Raw genomic sequence first — 20,332 nt, forward strand, 5'->3', positions numbered from 1 at the left:
CTGGCTCACCACCCTGCGACAAGACCACAACGACCAAACCCAGATCCACCAGGCATTGACCACCTACACCAGTCAAACCCCCGCCGAACCAGACTGGACCGGCCTCCACCCCCACCCTCACCACCACACCACCACCCTCCCCACCTACCCCTTCAACCGGCAGCGGTTCTGGATCTCCGCCGACCCGCCCGAGACGACGAACGACAAGAACGAGACGAGAAGGCATCAGCACCATGGCTAGCGAATACGGACTGAAGCGACACTTCAACGGTGAAGCGGCACGCCTGATCGGCGACAAGATCCGAGCCGCCCACCCCGACTTCGACGTGGAGGGCTACGCGGCCGAGGTCGAGGAGCGCATTCCCGGCAAGGAGCTGAAGGACCGTGTGCTCGTGCTGGCCGAGGGGCTGCGCACCCGGCTGCCCGCGGACTACACCGCTGCCGTGCCGATCCTGGTCTCCATTCTCGGCGACGAACTCGCCGAGGGAGAGGGCATGTTCAACACCAGCTGGTTCCTCATGCCGGTCGCCCGCTTCGTGGAGGAGTACGGTCTCGACCACCCCGAACAGTCGCTGGACGCCATCGAGGAGATCACCAGGCGGCACACGGGCGAGTACGCCATCCGACCCTACGTCGAGCAGCACTACGCGCTGGCCATGGAGCGCGTCGCCCGGTGGGCCCAGAGCCCCAGCCACAACGTACGGCGCCTGGCGAGCGAAGGTGTCCGCTCCCGTCTGCCCTGGGCGCGCACGCTGACCGTGTTCGTCAAGGACCCGCAGCCGGTGCTGGAGATCCTCGAACCGCTGCGCAGCGACCCCTCGGAGTACGTGCGCAAGTCCGTCGCCAACAACCTCAACGACATCTCCAAGGACAGCCCCGACGTCGCGCTCGCGACCGCGCTGCGGTGGCTGGAGGAAAGCCCCACGCCTGAGACCAACTGGATCGTCAAGCACGGCCTGCGCACCCTTGTGAAGAAGGGTGACCAGCAGGCACTGGCCATCCTGGGGGCCACCGGCGGCGAGCATGTGAGGGTGCCCCGGCTGCAGATCACCCCAGGGTCGGTGACCATCGGGGACACCCTCGTCATCAGCTTCGACATCGAGAACACCGACGACCGGACGCACAGCATCGCCGTCGACTACGTGATGCACCACGTGCGCAAGAACGGGCGCAGCATCCCGAAGGTCTTCAAGCTGACGGCCCTCGAACTCCGCGCCGGGGAGCGGAGGTCCCTGGAGAAGACGCACACCATCAAGGAGGTGCAGACGCGCCGGTACTACAGCGGTGAGCATCTCGTCGACATCCAGGTGAACGGCCTCGTCCAGGCCACCGAGCGTTTCGACCTGCATACATGAGCGGCCTCCGAACGCTTCTGAGCGCTGCCGACCCGCTCGTCTCCGACCACCGGATCGGCGGCGTCCCGGTGGTGCCCGCCGCCGCGCAGATCGACGCCATGCTGACCGCCTGCGACACCCTGCGTCCGGACTCCTGGTGGACTCTGAAGCAGATCGCCTTCCGCACGCCGCTGCTGGTGGTGGGACCCGCGGCCGAGATCGAGGTGCACACGGCGGAGGACGGCCGGTGCACGGTCCGCTCCGTGCGGCCCGGCGACGGCTTACCGGTCGAGCACAGCACCGCCGCGGTGACCGGCAGCCCGCTGCCGCCGCCCCGCTACGTCGACGCGGCCACGCTGCGGGACGGCTGCACGGAGCACGTGCCGCTGTCGGACGTGGCAGCGTGGCGTGGGACGAGCGGCATCACGTACGGACCGGCGTACCAGGCGATCCGGTCGGCGCACCGGGGCCCGGACCGGATGCTGCTGATGCTCCGGGCCTCGGACGAGTCGAGCACCGCGTCGCCGCCCCCCTTCGTGCCTCCACCGCTGCTCGACAGCGTCTTCCAGGCGCTCGGCATGCTCGACGGCGGTGCGGCCGGGGCGTGCCTGCCCTGGTACGTCAGCCGGCTGGTGGCCCGCCGCCGGATCTCCGGCACGGTGATCGCCCTGGTGGAGCGGGACGAACCGGCCGGCGCCGGAGGCCAGGGCGGTGCAGTACGGGGGCGGGCCATGGTCTGCAACCAGCAGGGCGAGGTGCTGCTGGAACTGGACGGCATCACTCTCAAGGCCGCCGGGCCCGTGACGCCCGCGGAGCCTGCGGCGTCCCCCGCTGCCACCGTCACCACCGCACCCGCCGCGGTGGCCCTGCCGGGGGAGACACCGCCGGCGGTCCCGACGATCGAGACGGTCGCCTGGCGGAAGGTGGACCTGGCTCCCGCCCGGCCACCCGAGGCTGACGGAACCGTGCTGATCGTCTCCGCGGAGCCGATCAGCACGGCAGGCCGGCATGCCCTGCACCTGACGCCGTCGCAGGTCCTCCAGGAGGGCCCCGACACGCTGCCGGCCGGTCTCAGGAACGTGGTGTACGTGCCGCCGGCCGGCACGAGCGGCGAGGCTGAGGTGACGAAGGCCCTGCAGGACGTCTTCGCGCTGGTGCGCCGCCTCGCGGCCCGCCCGCCGATGCCCGACCTGCTGATCCTCACCACCGCCGCGCAGCAGGTGGCGGACGAGGACGCCGTCGACCCCTTCATGACCGCCCTGTGGGGCCTCGGCCGCACGCTGCGCGTCGAACACCCCCGCACCAGGGTCCGCCTGCTGGACCTCGGCCCCGGGGGTCCGGCCGGCCCGGAGGACGGCACCGCCGCTGCGCTGTGGAAGGCGCTCGGCCAGGAACGGGCGGAACTCGCCCAGCGCGGCGACGCCTGGTACGAGCCCTCCGCTCAGTCGCCGCCCGCGAGCGGCACCGGCCAGGTGCGGTACCGGGGCGGCCGCTTCCTGATCACCGGAGGCATGGGCGGTATCGGTCTGCGCGTCGCCGAGTTCCTCGCGGACGCGGGTTGCGCCCACCTGACCCTGGTCGGACGGACCGTACCGGACCGGGGGGAGGCCCGGGCACGCCTCGATCGGCTGCGGACACGCTGCGACCTGGCGGTCGTGGCGGTGGACGTCCGCTCGCTCCCGAAGAAACTGGCCGACGCTCCCCCCTTCGACGGGATCTTCCACGCGGCCGGAGTTCTGCGCGACGGGCTGGCGCGCAGCCTGACACGAGAGCAGGTGGACGCCGTCCTGGGTCCCAAGATCGGCGGCGTGCACGCGCTCGCCGACCTGGTCTCCCGGCACGAGCAGTCCGGATTCGTCGCCCTGTTCTCGTCGGTCGCGGCCGTGCGGGCCAACCTCGGCCAGAGCGCCTACGCCGCGGCCAACGCCTACCTGGACGGCTACGCCGCCCGCCAACGGTCCGGAGGCCGGCCCTGGTACAGCCTCGGGTGGGGTCTGTGGACCGTCGGCATGGGCGAGTCCATCGCACCGAAGGCCGCCGCACACGGCGTCGCCGCCCTCACGCCGGACGACGGCATCGCCCTGCTCCGCACGGCCCTGGGTCAACGACCCGCGCACTACCTCCTGTCCGCCGCCGCACAAGCGAAGGATGCACCCATGACTGCTGTCACGCCGGAAACGGGACTGTGGCCGTCACTCACCCGCGCGCTCAGCAAGGTCCTGCACGTCGACGGCGTGTCCGCCGAGGACGATCTGCTGGAGCTGGGGCTCGACTCGATGATGGCGGTCGAGTTGGCCGCGTCGTTGACCGCCGACGGGCTCGACGTCGACCCGATGGTGTTCTTCGAGCGCACCAACGTCGGCGCGCTCCTTGCCCACCTCGAATCGCTTCCGCGCGACGTGCCCCCTCCCGCGCCGGCACCCGCGTCCGTCCCCGCCCCGGCCCGTGAGGTGCCCGCGGCACCTCCAGCACCCCCGGCGAGCGTTCCGCAGGTCTCGGTACCGCGGCACCGGCCGACCGCGGACCGGCCGACGGCCCCCCGAGGCGCCGCCGACCCCTTCGTGCCCGACTGGGACCGTTTCCGGGACGTGCCGCACACCCCACCGCCCCCGGCCCCCGCGGCTGCGCCGGCGGTGGCCCCGGCCCCGGCCCCCGCCCCGGCCCCGGCCCCGGCCCCGGCCGCCGACCGGGTACCACGTCGCACCCTTCCGGGTCGGCTGGCCGACGCCCCCCATGGAACCTTCCTCGACCGCCGCATAGACGCCCTGTCGGCGGAGGACCGCCTGATAGTCGCCAAGGACGAGTACTTCTACGAGCCCGTCATCGAGGAGGCGACGGGTCCCCGGATCAAGTTCGGCGGTCGCTGGTACCTCAACTTCGCCTCCTACAGCTATCTCGGACTCATCGGGCACGACTACATCGACGGCCAGACCCTGCGCGCCGTGGAGCGGCACGGGACCGGCGCGCACGGAGTGCGGCTGCTGGCGGGCACCCTGCACCTGCACCGGGAGCTGGAACTGGCGCTCGCCCGGTTCCTGGGCACCGAGGACGCCATCGTCTTCTCCAGCGGCTACATGGCGAACGTGGCGACGGTCGGAGCCCTCGTCGGCCCCGGCGACTACGTCATCGGTGACGTCTACAACCACGCCAGCATCCTGGACGGGTACCGGCTGTCCGGGGCATCGGTCATCACCTACGCCCACAACGACCTCGCCGACCTCGAACGAGCCCTGCGCAAGGTGGGTGACGCGGGCCGCCTGGTGGTCACCGACGCGGTGTTCAGCATGGACGGTGACGTGGCCGACCTGCCCGGCATCGTGGAGCTGTGCGAGCGGTACGACGCCCCGCTGATGATCGACGAGGCACACAGTCTGGGCGTGCTGGGCGACACCGGCCGCGGCATCACCGAGCACTTCGGCACGGATCCGGCGCGCGTCGACATAAAGATGGGCACGCTGTCCAAGACGGTGCCGAGCGCGGGCGGATACGTCGCCGGGTCCAGCGACCTGGTCTTCGCGCTGAAGAACAACGCACGGGGCTGGATGTTCTCGGCGGCTGCGACGCCCGCCCAGGTGGCGGCGGCCAAGGCGGCGATCGAGGTGATGGCCGCCGCTCCGTCCCTCGCCCGCGAGCTGCGCAACAGGACGACCCGGTACCGCGAGCAGCTGCGCGCCCTGGGCTTCGACACGCTGGCCAGTGAGACGCCCGTGGTGCCGATCATCTGCGCGACCGCCGAGCAGGCGGGGGCGATGGCCCGGCTGTGCCAGCTCGACGGGCTCTTCGTCCAGCCGATCGTCTACCCGGCCGTGCCGCGGACGCTGCCCCGGCTGCGGACCATCGTCAACCTCAGCCACTCCGACGCCGACCTGGACGCGGCCGTCGTGACGCTGGAGAAGGCCGGCCGCGCCTGCGGCCTCATCCACTGACCACAGATCAGGCCGGCCGGTCCCCGGGGACCGGACACCGCCGCACCCCGACCACCGCACGGCAACCGAAGGGGATTTCGAGCATGACGGACATCGACACCACGGCGTTCTTCGGAGCGGTTCTGAAGATCATCGCCTCGACCCGCAACCACGGAACCGAACAGGGCGGGTTCGCGTCCGGCGTGCTGGAGCCGGCCGCGCGGATCCGCACGTTCGAGAAGGAGATCGGTGACCGGCGGATGACCTCCGCCGAGGCCTCGGAGGTACTGCGGCTGCTGGAGACGACGCTGCGCACCAAACGCACGCCGGACGAGGAAAGGGAGTACTACCTCCAGTACATCGAGAAGGTCGCCGGGATCAGCCGCGCCTCGTTGGATGTCTCCGGCTGGTGAACACCTCCCGTCTCGCGTGGTACAGCCACGAGATCTGCTTCTGGCACGACCCCGGTCCCGGATCGGGGTACGTGCCGGTCGGACCGGGCGTCGAGCCGCTGCGCCAGTTCGCGGTCGACCCGGACCTGCGACGTGCCGAGGGGCTGGTCAAGGCGTCCGGCGTGATGGACCGGTTCACCGGCCTCACGCCGACGCCGGCCACCGACGAGGACCTGCTGCTCGTGCACGTACCCGAGCACATCGAGCGGGTCGAGGCTGCCTCGGCGGCCGGCTCGGGCGATGCCGGCGTGTACGCGTACGTCAACTACCACAGCGCGCAAGCCGCCAGGCTTGCCGTCGGTGCCTGCGTGCAGGCCGCGACGGGCGTTCTGGACGGCCGGTTCGACCGGGCCTACTGCCTGGTGCGTCCGCCCGGCCACCATGCGGAGCCGGACCGGGCCATGGCGCTGTGCCTGTACAACAACGTGGCGGTGGCCGCCCGCGCGGCGCAGCGGCACGGCGCGCGCCGCGTGCTGATCCTGGACTGGGACGTGCACCACGGCAACGGCGTCCAGCGGACCTTCTACGAGGACCCCGACGTGCTGTACGTCTCGGTGCACCAGGAGGGGCTGTTCCCGGCGGCGTCCGGTCTCGTGCTGGAGACCGGGGCGGGCGCGGGGGCCGGCAGTACGCTCAACGTGCCGCTGCCCGCCGGCTCGGGCCACGGCGCCTATCTCGCGGTGATGGACCGGATCGTGGAGCCGGCGGCCCGCGCCTTCGCCCCCGATCTGATCCTGGTTGCGGCAGGCGTCGACGCGAGCGGCCACGATCCGATGGGCCGGATGCTGTGCACCAGCCGCACCTTCCACGCCATGACGTCGGCGATGTGCCGACTCGCGGACGAACTGACCGGCGGCAGGATCGTCTTCGCCCACGAGGGGGGCTACTCGGCGTGGTACCAGCCGATGCTGGTGCTGGGCACGGCCAGCGCGATCGCCGGTCTGCCGGCTCCCCAGGACCCGTTCCTGCACTCGCTCGAGCACCTTCCGGGCCAGCGGCTCCAGCCTCACCAGGACCGGGTGATCAGGCACCTGCAGCGCCATCACCCGCTGCTGGCGGGCCCGTCGGCAGCGGTCGTCCGGTCCGGGACGGCCGGGAGCTCCGCGGCCGAGGACGGCGGACCCCGATGAGCGGCTGGTGGATGACGGTCGGCAACGGTGCGCGCCGGGCGGTGGGCGCCGGCCCCGGGCCCGGCCCGCGGCGCCGTCCGCGGTTCCGTGTCGTGGCACTGCCGCACGCCGGGGGCTGGCCGTCCGCGTTCCGTTCCTGGTGGCAGGTGCTGCCCGACGACGTGGAGTGTGTCGTCGCCCAGCTGCCCGGCCGGGGCGCGCGCATCAACGAGCCCCCGCTGACGAGGGTCGAGCCGCAGGTCGACGCCCTCAGCCGGAGCCTGGCAGAGCTGGAGCCGCTGCCGTACGCGGTCATCGGGCACAGCTTCGGCAGCGTACTCGGATACGAACTCACCCGGGCCATGGAGCAGAAGGAACTGCCTCCCGCCCTGCTGGCCGTGTCGGCGCGCCAGCCGCCGTGCTTCCCCAGCGAGCCGCCGTTCGCCCACCTCAGGAGTGACACGGAGCTGCTGGAGCACCTGGTGGACATCGGCGGGCTGTCTCCCGGGCTGATGGACCGCGCCGACCTGATCCGGCTGTCGCTCCGCGCGATCCGCGCCGACCTGGAGGCGATGGAGACCTACCAGCGGCCGTGGGCCGGTACCCGTGTCCCCATCCTGGCGCTCAGTGCGGTGGACGATCCGGTCGTCATCGACGACCGGATGCACCTGTGGTCGCTGGAGACCTCCGGCGGTTTCAGTCGACAGACCTTCACCGGAGGCCATTTCTACCTCTACACGCCCGCCAACGCGGCGGCGGTCGCAGCCCGCCTGGTGCCCGGTCTCCGCGATCCGGCCGGCGCCTCCCCTCCCACCTCCCCGCCCGATGACCGTGTCGGGCACCGATGAGCTCCACCCCCGAAAGGAACACTGTGAGTACCAACGCCGATATCCCCTTGAAGGCCGGGCCCCGTGAGTGGCTGGGCCTGGCCGTGCTGGCGCTGCCCACCTTGCTGGTGTCCATTGATGTGAGCGTGCTGCACCTGGCCGTACCGCACATCAGTGAGGGCCTGAACCCCTCCGCGTCACAGATGCTGTGGATCATCGACATCTACGGCTTCCTGATCGCGGGCTTCCTGGTGACCATGGGAACCCTGGGCGACCGCATCGGCCGCCGGAAGCTGCTGCTGATCGGTGCCGCCGCGTTCGGCGTCGCCTCGCTGGCCGCCGTCTACGCCGACAACCCGGCCACCCTGATCGCGGCGCGGGCGGCGATGGGTATAGCCGGAGCCACGCTGATGCCCTCCACTCTCGCCCTGATCATGAACATCTTCCGCGACCCGCGGCAGCGCGGTGTGGCGATCGCCGTCTGGGTCACCATGTTCTCCGTGGGCATCGCCCTCGGCCCGGTGGTCGGCGGCGCCATGCTGGAGTACTTCTGGTGGGGTTCGGTCTTCCTGCTCGGCGTGCCCGTCATGGCCGTGCTGCTGGTGGCCGGTCCGATCCTGCTGCCGGAGTACCGTGACGCGGAGGCCGGCCGGCTCGACCTGACCAGTGTGGCGCTGTCGCTCGCCGCGATCCTCTCGGTGGTCTACGGGCTGAAGGAGATCGCCATCGACGGGTTCGGGGCGGTCCCGCTCATGGCCCTCGTCGCGGGTCTGGCCCTCGGTGTGGTGTTCGTCCGCCGGCAGCGCACGCTCCAGAGTCCGCTCCTGGACATCGGCCTCTTCAGCAACTCCACGTTCCGCGCCGCGCTGGTGACACTGCTGCTCAGCATGCTGGTGGCCGGTGGCACGTACCTGATGGTGACGCAGTACCTCCAGCTCGTCGGCGGGCTGTCCCCGATGAAGGCCGGCCTCTACCTGCTGCCGGCCGCCTTCGCCCTGATCGTGACGGCCATGGTGTCCCCCATGGCCGCCGCCAGGATCCGTCCCTCGTACGTCGTCGCCGTCGGGCTCGCCGTCTCCGCCATCGGTCACCTGATGCTGAGCACGGCCGACAGCTCATCGGGCATCGCCCAGGTGGTGACGGGCTTCGCGTTCGTCTACGCCGGTGGCGGCCCACTCATCGCCCTGGGCACGGACATCGTCGTCGGTGCGGCCAGGCCCGAGCAGGCCGGCTCGGCCGCGGCCCTCTCGGAGACCAGTACCGAACTGGGAATGGCGCTGGGCGTGGCCCTGCTCGGCAGTCTCGGGGCGGCCGTGTACCGCAGCGGGGTGGACCTCCCCGCCGGGGCGCCGGAGGGCGCTGGTGAGACGCTCGCCGGAGCGGTCGAGGCGGCTCAGGGCATGTCATCGAACGTGGCGGCCACCCTGCTCGACTCGGCCCGGGAGGCGTTCACCAACGGTATGAACGTCATCGGCGGCATCGGCGCCCTCGTGGCGCTCGCCTCCGCCGTGCTGGTCGCGGTGGTCATCAAGCTGCCGCCCACGGGAGCCGACGGGGACACCGACGGCACCGACGGTGCTGCCGACGGCAGCACCGTGCCGGCCGTCAACGTGGAGGGATAGCGGCCTTCACCGCCCTGCGGGCAGGGCGGTGAAGGCCGCCGGTGCGGCCGCGTCGTGCGACGCGGCCGCACCGGTCAGACCGCGGGACCGGAGCCGTCCTGGTAGGCGGCGGCGTAGTCCGCCGTGGGGGCGATCGGCGTGATGACGTCGATCAGGACGCCGTCGGGGGCGGCAACGATGAAGTGCCTCTGCCCGAACGATTCGCTGCGCAGGGGAAGTTCGGGCTTGAGACCGGCCTCCGTCACGAGACGTGTGTACTCGGCGTCGACATCGGGCACCTCGAAGTTGAGAAGCAGTCCCCGGGCCGGCCTCCGGAAGGCCTCCGGCACCGTCTCGTGCCCTGCGGCGACCAGGGCGAGCTCGTAGTACGGCGGCTCGGGCCGCCGCAGACTGACGTACCAGTCGCTGGAGTAGGTCGTCTCGAATCCGAACAGTGTGCTGTAGAACGCCACGGACTCGTTGAGGTGCTCGGTGCAGAGCACGGGGTAGAAGCTGGTCACGGCAGAGGTCGTCATCACAGCACCGTTCTGTGGCAGGCGGACGCCTGAGGCAGGCTTACGGTCGTTCGTGTCAACGAGGGACGTTCCGTGCGGTCACATCCGTCCGGCAGTTCGGCGTGCCCGCCCCTTCCGCTGCCGTGGACGCAGCCGGCTGCCGTACCCACTGAGCCGGACTGGTCGGCGCATGGGCATGTCCTGGGCGCCGCCGACTCGTTGGGCCAGGAACGGAAGCGGATCGGAAGGAAGGCACGGACGAGGGCCGCAAGGAGGAGCCAAGTTGACATACCAATGGTATGTCATTTAGGTTCATCTCACATACCGTTGGTACGTGAGCGGAGATGCCTCCATGCTGACCAGCTTCTGTCCGGTGATCTGTACCTCACGGCTGGGGGAATCCCGCGGCTTCTACACCAGACTGTTCGGCTTCACCGCCACCTGCACCACCCCGTGGTACGTCGATCTCAGCCGGCCCGGGGGGCGGACCCACCAACTCGCGCTGCTCGACCACGGCCATACCGCACTGCCCGAGGCGCTTCGCCGACCGGTGCGCGCGGTGCGGCTCACCCTCGAGGTGGACGAGCGGACGGAGGAGTGGGAGCGCCTCACCGCTCTCGCGGCGGTGAAGTGCCCGGACCAGGGGCACCTCGTCGTCACCGATCCCAACGGGATCCGGATCGACGTCGTCCCCCTGGCCTGACCACCGGGAAAACGTCCCGAGTTCGTACGGACGCCCCTGCTCCCGGCCCCGGCACGCCGGAGGCGGGGCCTCGGGGCATCGTGGTCACCTCGCCCGCAACGCCTCCAGCATCCGCGCCAAGGCTCGCTGGGCGTTCTCCAGATCGACCAGGTCCTCCGACGTGGCCAGCCACAGCGCCGCCTCGTTCATCGCCCCCGACAGCAGATGTGTGAGAGGCGCGACCGGCTGCGTGGGAATGGTGCCCTCATCGACCAGGATGGTGAGCGCCCGGGCCAGGTGGCGGCCGCAGGTGGCCTCGTTCATCTCCCTCCAGTCCCGCCAGCCGAGCACCGCCGGTCCGTCGACGAGCATGATCCGCTGGATCGCGGGATCGGTCGAAGCGTTGAGGAACGCCTGGCAGCCGAAGGTGAGCTGGTCCCAGGCGCCTTCCTGGGCGTCCGCCGTCGCCGCGATGTGCGCGGCCACCTCCTGCTGCACCTGCTCCAGCACGGCCCGGAACAGCTCGGCCTTGCTGTCGAAGTGGTGGTACAGCGCGCCCTTGGTCACTCCCGCGGCTCGGACGATCTCCGACAGCCCCACCGCGGCATAGCCGAACGTCGAGAAGAGCCGCCGGCTTTCCCGCAGCAAGGTGTGCCGCGTCTGCACCCGCTGTTGTGCCCGAACCCCGTTCGTCATCGTTCCGCCCCCGTCTTCGGCCTGCTGAAGCCATGCACACACGGTACTTCGCAGTTGTGGAGACGAGCGACCTGTGCGCCGCCCCGAACTGCGTCTTCCCCCGCTCTCCTCATCCCGACGGCTCCCTCGCACCCCCCAAGGTTCGAAGTCGACGGCCTCACGCGCAGACCCGGCACCGGCACTCCCCCACGAGCAGGGCGTCAGACGTCACCCGGCGGAGGGAACGGCAGGCAGGGGGCGACGCCGGTGAGGCGGCTCACGCAACCCCCAGCCGGGTGGCCCCCGCCACGAGCCGACCGTACTCGTCCCGTCGCAGCGTGAGCTGGAACGAGTAGACCGTGTTGACGAGGTGGTCGGTTGCGATTTCCGCCCCGTCGTTTGCGATGAGGTCGCGGAACGGATCGAGGACCGACACGGTTTCTCCTCGAGCCGCAGCCCTCTGTTCCAGAGCGTCGACGACCGTGCGCACGATGTCGTCTGCGGAACTGCCCATGAGCCACCTGACTCCGCCGGCGCCGGCTGATCACGATGCGCCGGTAGTGGTACCGGGCACGGCATACCGAGATGACCACCAGCTACCGGAATCATTCGCTTCACCACCGGGCTTCAGCCCGGTGGTGAAGCCCGGTGGTGAAGCGAATCTCAACGCTGCTCGTCAGGCGTCCGCGAGAAGGGGGTCGTACGGGGTGCTCGTGCGGCGGGCGGACATGAAGGAGAGGAAGTCGCTCACGAAGGCGCTGCGCCCGTAGGCCCCGGCAGTGTCGGCGAGGTCGCGGTGGAAGGCGGTGCGGAAGAGGGCCCGGTACTCGTCCGCGTCGATGGCTCCGCTGCCGTCCTTGTCGGTGGCGTCGAAGAGCACCTCGGCGACGCGGATGAGCGCGGGTCCGGCGAGGGAGGGGACGGCGGCGGCGTACTCGTCGGCGCTGACGCGGCCGTCGCCGTCCGTGTCGAGGGCGGCCTGGAGTTCGCGCCACCAGGCGGCGAAGGCGTCGTAGAGCCGGGTCTCCTCGGGTTCGTCCAGGTCGAGGCGGGTGGAGAGTTCGCGGGCCATGGCGGCGAGGTCCGGCCAGTCGAGGTAGCCGTCTCCGGTCTGGTCCAGCACCTTGCGGAAGAACTCCTCCGCGGACCGCCTGCCCTCCGCCGTGCCGCTCGGGGAGGCCGGGCCCGCAGCGGGGGCGTCACCCAGCGGGGTGAGGAGGCGGAGCAGGGCGGAGGCACGCTTCATGCGGCTGCGCAGGGCGGCCACGGTCCGGGCGCGCGGATCGTCGCTCTCGGGGGAGAGCGAGAGGAGTCCGATGACACTCTCCGCGTTCAGCCAGCCCTGGGGCAGGAAGCGGGCCAGGCCGGTGGCGAGGTAGGCGCCCTGCATGAGGGACTGGGCGCCGGGCATCTCCGGGAGGCCGGCCCGGCGCCGGTACGGCTCGGGCAGCGAGGCGACGGTGACGGCACCGATGATCGGTCCCGCGACGGCCCGGCCTGCCGCCCACAGCGTGGGCGCGCCGTCGAGCAGCGGCGGGGCGGGCAGGTGGTCGAAGAGCCGGTAGAGGATGACACGCGCCGCCTCGGTGTTCTCCAGCTCGTTCTCGACGACCCGCTCGAAGTACCGCCAGAAGTCGTGCACGTCCTCCGGCAGTTCGTCGGCGTCGCCGTCGAGGGCGGCGAGGAACCCGCGGTACTCGGCGTACATCCGCTCCATGGTGTCCTGGTCGAGTGGCTGGCCACTCAGCCGGCACATGGTGACGGCGCTCTCGAAGAGGGTGGCGACGACCCAGGCGCGTGTCGGGCGGTCCATCGCGTCGTAGGCGCGGCCCCGGGAGTCGGAGCCGTTCATACGGCCGTGCAGCCGGTTGAGCCGCGCGGCCTCGCGCTCCCGTTCCGCGGGGTCGGGGCTGAACATGCGCCGCATGCTGAGGAAGGTGTTGCGCAGGCGGCGCCAGGGGTGCGCGACGAAGGTGGAGTTGTCCACGAGGGCGGCACCGACCTGCGGGTGGGCGGCCTCCAGCACGGTCGCACGGATCAGGGCGAGCGCCCAGCGCGGATCGTCGAAGAACGTCTGGAACTGGGAGTCCGCAGCGAACAGCGGCGAAGCGTGCTCCGGTCGGGCGGTGTCCGTTCGGTCTGCTCCGGTCGTCCCGGTCATTGCGGTTCTCCGTTCGTCCTGGGCGGCAGTCCGCCGAAGCGGCGGTCACGGCACCGGTAGGTGTGCAGGCAGGCGAGGAAGTCGGGGGCCCGGAAGTCCGGCCACAGCACCTCGGGGAAGGTCCACTCGGCGTAGGCCACCTTCCAGAGCATGAAGTTGGAGATGCGCTGCTCGCCGGAGGTGCGGATGACGAGGTCCACGTCCGGGGTGTCGGGGAACGGCAGGTGCTCGGCGAAGATCAGCTCGGTCACCTCGTCCTCGCGAACGCCGTTGCGGATCAGTGACCGGGCGGCCTCGACGATGTCCCGGCGCCCGCCGTGGTCGAAGGCCACGGTCAGCGTCATCCCCCGGTTGTCGCCGGTCAGCGTCGCCAGGTCCTCGAAGTCCCGCGCCAGTTCGCGGGGGACGCGCGGGTCCGCCACCCCGAGGAAGCGGCAGCGGATGCCGCGGGCGAGCAGCAGCGGCGCGTGCTTGCGCACGACGCGCCGGACCAGGCACATCAGGTACTCGACCTCGTCGCCGGGCCGGTTCCAGTTCTCGGTGGAGAAGGCGTACAGGCTGAGCCACTCGACGCCTGCGCTCCGCGCCGCCTCGATGACGTCGATGGCAGTGGCCTCAGCGGCCCGGTGGCCGGCCGTACGCGGCAGTGAACGCCGCTCCGCCCAACGGCCGTTGCCGTCCATCACGCACGCCACGTGCCGGGGCACGGCACGCGCCGCCGAACCGTCGCCCTGCCGCTGCCCGCCCGGGACGACGTGGTCCGCCTGGACCGGCTCCGCCCCGGGCGGAGCGGCACAACCGGTCGTGCCGTGCTGCTCGTCCACGCCCACCCCGCCTCGCCCGCGCCCCCACCGGCGCGTTCCCTACCGGAATCGTGGCAGCGCGGGCGGGGCCCTGCGGGGGGTTCGGGGCGTCGTCACCCTTGGCTCGTATGTCCACGCCGGGGTGCGGGTCACCGGGCGGGTGCCGGTCGGCGTCTCCTCGGGGCGTGCGTCGGGGTGCCGCTGCGTGGCCGACCGGTTCCTCACCGGCCGGCATGGCTGCGGGGGGGGCAGCCTCAACCCGCGCTCACCCGAGGGCGAACTTCTCCGCGTGCACCTGCCGACCCGGAACGTCCAGGGCACGCAGAGCGGCCAGCACGGCGGAGGTCATGGCGGGCGGCCCGCAGACGTAGACGTCGCGGGAAGCGATGTCGGGAACGCCTGCCCCCATCTGGGCGGGGTCGAAGGGGCGCACACCGTCCTGGGACCGGCCCGCGAACACGTGGAGCCGCCACCCGCGGGCCGCGACCAGGGCGCGGATCTCGTGCAGGAGCACCGCGTCCTCCGGGCCGCGCACCCGGTAGATGACCGTGACGTCGGTGCCGGTCTCCGCTTCGAGCAGCGAGCGGATGGGGGTGACGCCCATGCCACCCGCGATGTAGAGGGCCCCCGGCTGGGAGCGGTGCATCAGGGTGAGGGCCCCGTACGGCCCCTCCAGCACGGCACGGGTCCCGACGGGCAGGTTGCGCAGGCCGGCGGTGGTGTCACCGACCACCCGCGCGCTCAGGCGCAGTGACCGGCCGTCGGGCGCTGCCGACAGGGAGAACGGGTTGGCCCACCCCCAGGGGTGGTGGCCGGGGAAGCGCCAGATGAAGAACTGGCCGGCCCGGGCGGGGAGCCGGTCCAGGTGCCGGCCCGTCACGTACACGGACACGACGTCGTGGGACTCGTGTGTCACTCCCGCCACTTCGTAGCGGTGGTAGAGGTTGCGGTAGAGGGGTACGAGCAGGCGCCACACGATCAGGGAGCCGAACGACGCCGTCCACAGGAGCCACCAGTAGACGTGGGCGGCCGTGGAGGAGTGGAACGCCGACGGCTCCATCAGCTGGTGGAAGAAGGCCAGGCCGAGCGAGCCGTACAGCAGCAGGTGCACCCGGTGCCAGGTCTCGTACTTCAGCCGGCGTCGCAATCTGCGTGCGGAAGTGGCCGCCGCCACGACGACGAGGGCCGCGGCGAGCATGCCGAGCAGGGACGCCGGCACTCCGGCGAGCGCCATGAACGTCTTGGAAACGGTGGCGTCGCCCAGGGCGGCGTAGCCGAGGACGACGAGGGAGCCGTGGAGAAGGACGGTCCACAGCAGGGTGAACCCCACCCAGCGGTGCCAGACCGTCATGCGGTCCATGCCTATGCGGTTGTCCAGCCAGGGCAGACGTGCGACGAGCAGGAGCTGCAGCAGCATGAGCAGGGCGGCATGCATGCCGAAGAACTTCGCCACCGTCAGGATCGAGTTCTTCCCAGCGCCGGCTGTGAGGAACAGGGCCTCCACCACCACCAGGTTCCCGACGAGGAACACCCCCAGCACCATCTGAGCCAGCACGGCGGGTGGAAGCCCGGCTCGTCGCACGGGGTGACTGTCTATCATCGTCCTCTGCCTCTCCTGGGGGCCGACGGAGTCGAAGTGGAGCTCGGATCTCCGCTCCTGGAGCGATCCCGTCGGGCGGGGGTACGGACGTGGTCACGTTCTTGTTCACCGCTCCCAAGCACCGCGCGGGGCCGGAGCCACGCGATCGTATCCGCAGCCGGGCGGGAAGGCGCCAGCGCTGCCGCGGGCCGATCGCAGCGGACGTGAACCCAATCGTTGGGCTGGCCGTACCACGGATCATGGGTGTGGTGCCCGCTGCCGCCACACCGGCACACACTCCTCACGTCGGGGAAGGCCTCGGGCGGTGGTCCGGGCACGCTCAGCCCTGCTGCCGGCCAGGGCCGCAGCTTCGGGGCACGGCCAGAACGGCTACATCGGCGACAGCAGGCAGCGGAGCACACGCACCGGACGGCAGAGGGAAGAGCGTCGTGAACAAGGAGAACAGGGATGCCACGGCATCCGTCGATGCCGGTGCGGGTGCCGGTGAGGACGACGGTGAGGACGCGCACACCGACACCGACACCCCCGGTACCGGTACCGGTGTCGGTACCGACACCGACACCGACACCGACACCGACGAGCGCCCCCCGGGGGTGCCCGGTGAAGGGGGCCGTCGTCGTGCCGCGGCCCGTGTCCTTCACCACGGCGCCACCGTCCTGGCAGCCGTCGCCGTGCTCGCCGCGCTCCTCCTGCCGCACAAGCCCGCGCATTTCACCACGCCCGTCTTCCTGCGACTCCCGGTGGAAGCGATACTCGGCGTCGCCGTGCTGCTGCTCCTCGGACCGGTCAGAACGGGCCGGGCGAGGTTCGTCGTGCCAGCGCTCGCCGGCCTGGCACTGGGCCTGACGGTCCTGGTCAAACTGCTCGACACCGGGTTCAACTCCCTCTACAAACGACCGTTCGACCTCGTGTTCGACTGGGCGCTGCTCGACGACGGCCACTCGTTCCTCCGGGACTCCCTGGGCCGGACGGGCGCGATCGGCGCCGTGATCGGGATCCTCGCCCTCGCGCTCGCGCTGCTGGTCCTCCTGGTGTGGGCCACCGTGCGGCTCGACCGGACGCTGGTCCGCCAGGGTCCGGCGGCGGCCGGGGGCACACTCGTGCTCGGGACGGTGTGGGTGGTGTGCGCCGCGCTCGGAGTGGAGAACACGAAGGTGCCCGTCGCGGCGAGCAGTTCGGCCGAGTTCGTGCAGGACCGCGTGCACGAGGTGCGCGCGGGGCTCCGGGACAAGGAGAAGTTCGCCCGCGAGGCCACCCGTGACGACTTCGCCGACGTACCCGCCGACCGCTTGCTCACCGGACTGCGCGGCAAGGACGTCTTCTTCGTCTTCATCGAGAGCTACGGGCGCAGCTCGCTGGAGGACCCCGAGATGGGACCGCCGGTATCGGCGCTGCTCGCGGAGGAGGAACGCCGGCTGGGCAAGGCCGGCTGGGACTCCCGGAGCGCGTACCTCACCGCCCCGACGTACGGGGCGGGGAGCTGGCTGGCGCACTCCACCTTCAACTCGGGTCTGTGGGTGGGGAACCAGCAGCGGTACCGCAACCTCACCTCCGGCGAACGGCTGACCCTCACAGGCGCCTTCCAGAAGACGGGGGCGTGGCGCACGGTCGGCATGATGCCCGGCGTCACGCGGGCGTGGCCGGAGGGAAGGTTCTACGGCCTCGACCGCGTCTACGACTCCCGGGACATGGGCTACCGGGGGCCGAAGTTCAGCTGGACGCCCGTGCCCGACCAGTTCACGATGTCCGCCTTCCAGCGTCTGGAGCACGGGAAGCCGGGCCGCGATCCGATCGCCGCGAAGATCATCCTCGCGTCCAGCCACAACCCCTGGGCGCCGATCCCCAGGACACTCGACTGGGACGCGCTCGGCGACGGCTCCGTCTTCCACACGATCGCGAAGGAGGGCAAGGACCCCAAGGAGGTGTGGCGCGACCCCGACCAGGTCCGCACCGAGTACCGGAAGGCGATCGAGTACTCCCTGGAGAGCGTGCTCTCCTACACGGAGAAGTACGGCGACGAGGACACCGTGGTCGTGTTCCTCGGCGACCACCAGGCGGTGTCCACGGTGACGCAGGACAAGCTCGGATGGGACGTGCCCGTCACGATCCTCGCCCGCGACCCGGCGGTGCTGGACCGGATCTCCGACTGGGGCTGGCAGCCCGGCCTCAAGCCCGCTCCGGACGCGCCCGTCTGGCGCATGGACGCCTTCCGCGACAGGTTCCTTACCGCCTACGGAGACGAGAAGGTGCGCGGGGACTGACGGCCCACGGCCCTCGGCGTCGGAAGCGAGGCGCCGGGGGCCTCGTCACGAGGTGCGAGGTGCGGCGTGCATGCGGCGCCGGCCTGTCAGGCAGGCCGTCAGACGAGGCCGTCAGACGAGGCCGTCAGGCAAGGCCGTCAGGCCGCCGCCACGCGGGAGCGCGAGGTGCCCGCTACCGGGTCCGCGGCACGGCCGGTGTGAGGGACCGGGTCCGCGGCACGGTCCCTCACCCGCCACAGGCCGTGGATGTCCCGGCCGAAGGACCAGACGAGGGAGGCCAGCGCGCCGAGCACGAGCAGACCGGAGGCCACCAGCGGGAGGGCGCCGGACGCGGCGACGAGCAGGACCACACCCTGGAGCGCGGCCACGGCCTTGCGTGCCATGCTCGGCGGCAGCGGGCCGTTCAGCCACGGCAGGGGCCGGGCGGCGGCCACGAACACGTACCGCATCGCCCCGATCAGCAGCACCCACGCTCCCAGCGAGGCCGCTACGTGGACGCAGAGGACCAGGATCAGGAAGGCGTCCGCCTCCATGTCGAAGCGCGCACCCAGTGCGGACTCCGTCCCGGTGCCCCGGGCCACCCGGCCGTCCACCGCGTCCAGGATCAGCGCCACCGAGGTCAGCGCGACCAGGGCGACACTCGGGGGGCCGCTCGCGAAGGACTCCACGACCAGCGCGGTCACACCTCCGATGAGGACCGTGCGGGCCAGCGTGACGGCGTTGGCCGGGCCGAACGGCCCCGGCGACGACGCGGCGTGCAGGGCACGGGTGAGCAGGCTCCACGTCACGGCCGTGAACACCGCTCCCGCCAGCCAGCCCGCGGCACCAAGCCCGGCCGTCACGTCCAGAAGCATCAGCAACGCCAACTGCGCGCCTGCGCCCGCCAGCGTCTCCGGCCGCAGCAGCCGGGACTCGTAGGTGTTGTTGAGGGTCACCGCGATACCATCCCCCGGACGTCTGGCAGAGACTTCGAGTGGCGTACGGATACGCGACTCGTTACCTCCAGAACGTGTGCCGGAACCCGAACGTTCAGCAGGAGGCAGCAGTTGAAACCTCCCCTCCCTGAAGGGGAGGGGATTCCTAGCTCACTTCGCCTGACACCTAGCAGGTGACAGGGCTTACAAGATCAGTACTAGCCGGGTTGAGACCAGCCCGGATGAGCATCACGCGGGCGGAGTTCTTGTCCCGTGGGGACGCCGCTCCGCACGCGGTGCACGTATATGTACGTTCAGAGAGGGGCAGTGCGTGCTTGGCTCTCGCTCCGCAGTGTGCGCAGTCCATGGTGGTGTGCGCAGGGTGTACCAGGTGCACGGTCCGGCCGTGCTTGCGGCCCATCTCGACCAGCGCTTTCTTCGTCGCCGAGATCGCAGCGTCCGCGGCTTTGCGGGCCATGGTCGACTTCGCGAGGAACCTGGGCCGGAAGTCCTCGACGGCGAGCTGGTCGAAGTCGCGGACCACTGTCTTGGCCCACTTGCGGCCGGTGTCCTGCCGCTGGCGGGCGATCTTCTTCGACACCTTCGCCGCGGCCTTGCGGGCCTTGCGGTAGCCGGCGGTGTCGGGCCGGTTCTTCGGGGTCCGGCGCCGGGCCATCATCCGCTGGTAGCGGGCCAGGCGCTGCGCGGCCGTCTTCCCGTGCTCGGCGTGCGGGAGGTCGTGGGCGTCGCTGGTGGTGGTGGCGGTCTCCTTCACGCCCCAGTCCACCCCGATCACCGCCCCCGTCTCGGGGAGCGGCTCGGCCTCGGTGGCGACGACGAAGGAGGCGTGCCAGTGCCCGAGGCTGTCGCGGTACACCCGCACGGACGAAGGACCTGCGGGAAGATCCCGCGACCACACCACTGTCAAGACGATGCCGCCCGCCAGGTGCAGGCGCCCGTCACGCAGACGAAATCCACGCTGCGTGTAGTTCAGCGACGGCTCGGCCTCACGCTTCCGCTTCATGCGGGGCATCCCGGCCCGCTGCCGCATCGACAGCCTGGCCTTCACGTCCCCCAGCGCCTTCGCGCGGGACTTCGCGAAGTCCCGGATGACCTGCTGCTGCGGAACACTGGACCCTTCCCGCAGCCAGCACATCGACCGCCGGGCCTCGGTCAGCATCTTGTCCAGCTGCGCCGGTCCACACGTGATCCTCTCGCCGCCGGCCTTGTTCCAACTGTGAACCTTGCGCGACACCGCCACGCACTCGTTCCACACCCAACGGCACCGCGCCCATTCGCCTTCCAGACGAGCCAGAGCTGTGGACGACACACGCAGCCGGTACGTGTACCGGGCGCGCCCGGCCCCGTCGGCTACCGCCGCTGTCGCCGTCATGATCGGAACCTAACAGCCCCCACTGACAACGGAAGAGAGTACAGGTCAGACCAGATGCGCAACGAACTCCGCCGCTTCGCGGCTCCACCCCAAGGACCCA

Annotated in this window: 16 protein-coding genes and 1 pseudogene; 9 read left to right on the plus strand and 8 right to left on the minus strand. The window is 71.1% G+C overall.

Going from position 1 to position 20,332, the window contains the following annotated elements:
- The 7 genes and pseudogenes from QNO07_RS26190 to QNO07_RS26220 all read left to right on the plus strand — a co-directional run.
- Positions 1–241: pseudogene (locus QNO07_RS26190) on the plus strand (hypothetical protein); the annotation flags it as partial.
- A complete protein-coding gene (locus QNO07_RS26195; RefSeq protein ID WP_283994986.1) occupies positions 234–1,355 on the plus strand; it encodes a DNA alkylation repair protein in 1,122 nt (373 codons plus the stop codon). The pseudogene QNO07_RS26190 and the gene QNO07_RS26195, both read left to right, overlap by 8 nt.
- Entirely contained in the window at positions 1,352–5,260 is a 3,909-nt protein-coding gene (locus tag QNO07_RS26200) for a bifunctional SDR family oxidoreductase/pyridoxal phosphate-dependent aminotransferase family protein (RefSeq protein ID WP_283994987.1), read from the plus strand. Before QNO07_RS26195 ends, QNO07_RS26200 begins: the two co-directional genes overlap by 4 nt.
- A gap of 83 nt (positions 5,261–5,343) precedes the next feature.
- On the plus strand, positions 5,344–5,652 hold the full coding sequence (locus QNO07_RS26205; RefSeq protein ID WP_283994989.1) for a hypothetical protein: 309 nt from the start codon (positions 5,344–5,346) through the stop codon (positions 5,650–5,652).
- Complete coding sequence (locus QNO07_RS26210; RefSeq protein WP_283994990.1) at positions 5,649–6,821, plus strand: class II histone deacetylase; 1,173 nt, start codon at positions 5,649–5,651, stop codon at positions 6,819–6,821. Before QNO07_RS26205 ends, QNO07_RS26210 begins: the two co-directional genes overlap by 4 nt.
- A complete protein-coding gene (locus tag QNO07_RS26215) occupies positions 6,818–7,648 on the plus strand; it encodes a thioesterase II family protein (RefSeq protein WP_283994991.1) in 831 nt (276 codons plus the stop codon). The genes QNO07_RS26210 and QNO07_RS26215 overlap by 4 nt, the downstream gene beginning before the upstream one ends.
- Positions 7,645–9,249, plus strand: a complete 1,605-nt coding sequence (locus QNO07_RS26220; RefSeq protein WP_502961942.1) for an MFS transporter — start codon at positions 7,645–7,647, stop codon at positions 9,247–9,249. Before QNO07_RS26215 ends, QNO07_RS26220 begins: the two co-directional genes overlap by 4 nt.
- A 74-nt stretch (positions 9,250–9,323) precedes the next feature.
- Here the strand turns inward: QNO07_RS26220 and QNO07_RS26225 are convergent, their stop codons facing one another.
- The gene (locus tag QNO07_RS26225) at positions 9,324–9,764 is read right to left on the minus strand and encodes a VOC family protein (protein ID WP_283994993.1); all 441 of its coding nucleotides are present in this window, start codon (positions 9,762–9,764) and stop codon (positions 9,324–9,326) included.
- A 313-nt stretch (positions 9,765–10,077) separates the two neighbouring features.
- Between QNO07_RS26225 and QNO07_RS26230 the strand changes: the two genes are divergently transcribed.
- On the plus strand, positions 10,078–10,446 hold the full coding sequence (locus QNO07_RS26230) for a VOC family protein (RefSeq protein WP_283994994.1): 369 nt from the start codon (positions 10,078–10,080) through the stop codon (positions 10,444–10,446).
- Positions 10,447–10,530: 84 nt separating this feature from the next.
- Here QNO07_RS26230 and QNO07_RS26235 read toward each other — a convergent pair whose 3' ends face one another.
- The 5 genes from QNO07_RS26235 to QNO07_RS26255 form a co-directional block, all read right to left on the minus strand.
- Complete coding sequence (locus QNO07_RS26235; protein WP_283994995.1) at positions 10,531–11,121, minus strand: TetR/AcrR family transcriptional regulator; 591 nt, start codon at positions 11,119–11,121, stop codon at positions 10,531–10,533.
- Positions 11,122–11,377: 256 nt separating this feature from the next.
- A complete protein-coding gene (locus QNO07_RS26240) occupies positions 11,378–11,614 on the minus strand; it encodes a hypothetical protein (RefSeq protein WP_283994996.1) in 237 nt (78 codons plus the stop codon).
- A gap of 162 nt (positions 11,615–11,776) precedes the next feature.
- A complete protein-coding gene (locus QNO07_RS26245; protein ID WP_283994997.1) occupies positions 11,777–13,261 on the minus strand; it encodes an oxygenase MpaB family protein in 1,485 nt (494 codons plus the stop codon).
- The gene (gene uppS, locus QNO07_RS26250; protein WP_283995011.1) at positions 13,258–13,944 is read right to left on the minus strand and encodes a polyprenyl diphosphate synthase; all 687 of its coding nucleotides are present in this window, start codon (positions 13,942–13,944) and stop codon (positions 13,258–13,260) included. Before uppS ends, QNO07_RS26245 begins: the two co-directional genes overlap by 4 nt.
- Before the next feature lie 385 nt (positions 13,945–14,329).
- Positions 14,330–15,646: a ferredoxin reductase family protein gene (locus tag QNO07_RS26255; RefSeq protein ID WP_283994998.1), complete on the minus strand. Its 1,317-nt coding sequence runs from the start codon at positions 15,644–15,646 to the stop codon at positions 14,330–14,332.
- A 446-nt stretch (positions 15,647–16,092) separates the two neighbouring features.
- Between QNO07_RS26255 and QNO07_RS26260 the strand changes: the two genes are divergently transcribed.
- A complete protein-coding gene (locus QNO07_RS26260; RefSeq protein ID WP_283994999.1) occupies positions 16,093–17,925 on the plus strand; it encodes an alkaline phosphatase family protein in 1,833 nt (610 codons plus the stop codon).
- Between the two features lie 137 nt (positions 17,926–18,062).
- Here QNO07_RS26260 and QNO07_RS26265 read toward each other — a convergent pair whose 3' ends face one another.
- Both QNO07_RS26265 and QNO07_RS26270 read right to left on the minus strand, forming a co-directional pair.
- Complete coding sequence (locus QNO07_RS26265; RefSeq protein WP_283995000.1) at positions 18,063–18,860, minus strand: CDP-alcohol phosphatidyltransferase family protein; 798 nt, start codon at positions 18,858–18,860, stop codon at positions 18,063–18,065.
- Between the two features lie 166 nt (positions 18,861–19,026).
- Complete coding sequence (locus tag QNO07_RS26270) at positions 19,027–20,232, minus strand: RNA-guided endonuclease InsQ/TnpB family protein (protein WP_283995001.1); 1,206 nt, start codon at positions 20,230–20,232, stop codon at positions 19,027–19,029.
- Positions 20,233–20,332 lie beyond the last annotated feature (100 nt).

The organism is Streptomyces sp. 549 (genome assembly GCF_030124175.1).
GTDB lineage: Bacteria > Actinomycetota > Actinomycetes > Streptomycetales > Streptomycetaceae > Streptomyces.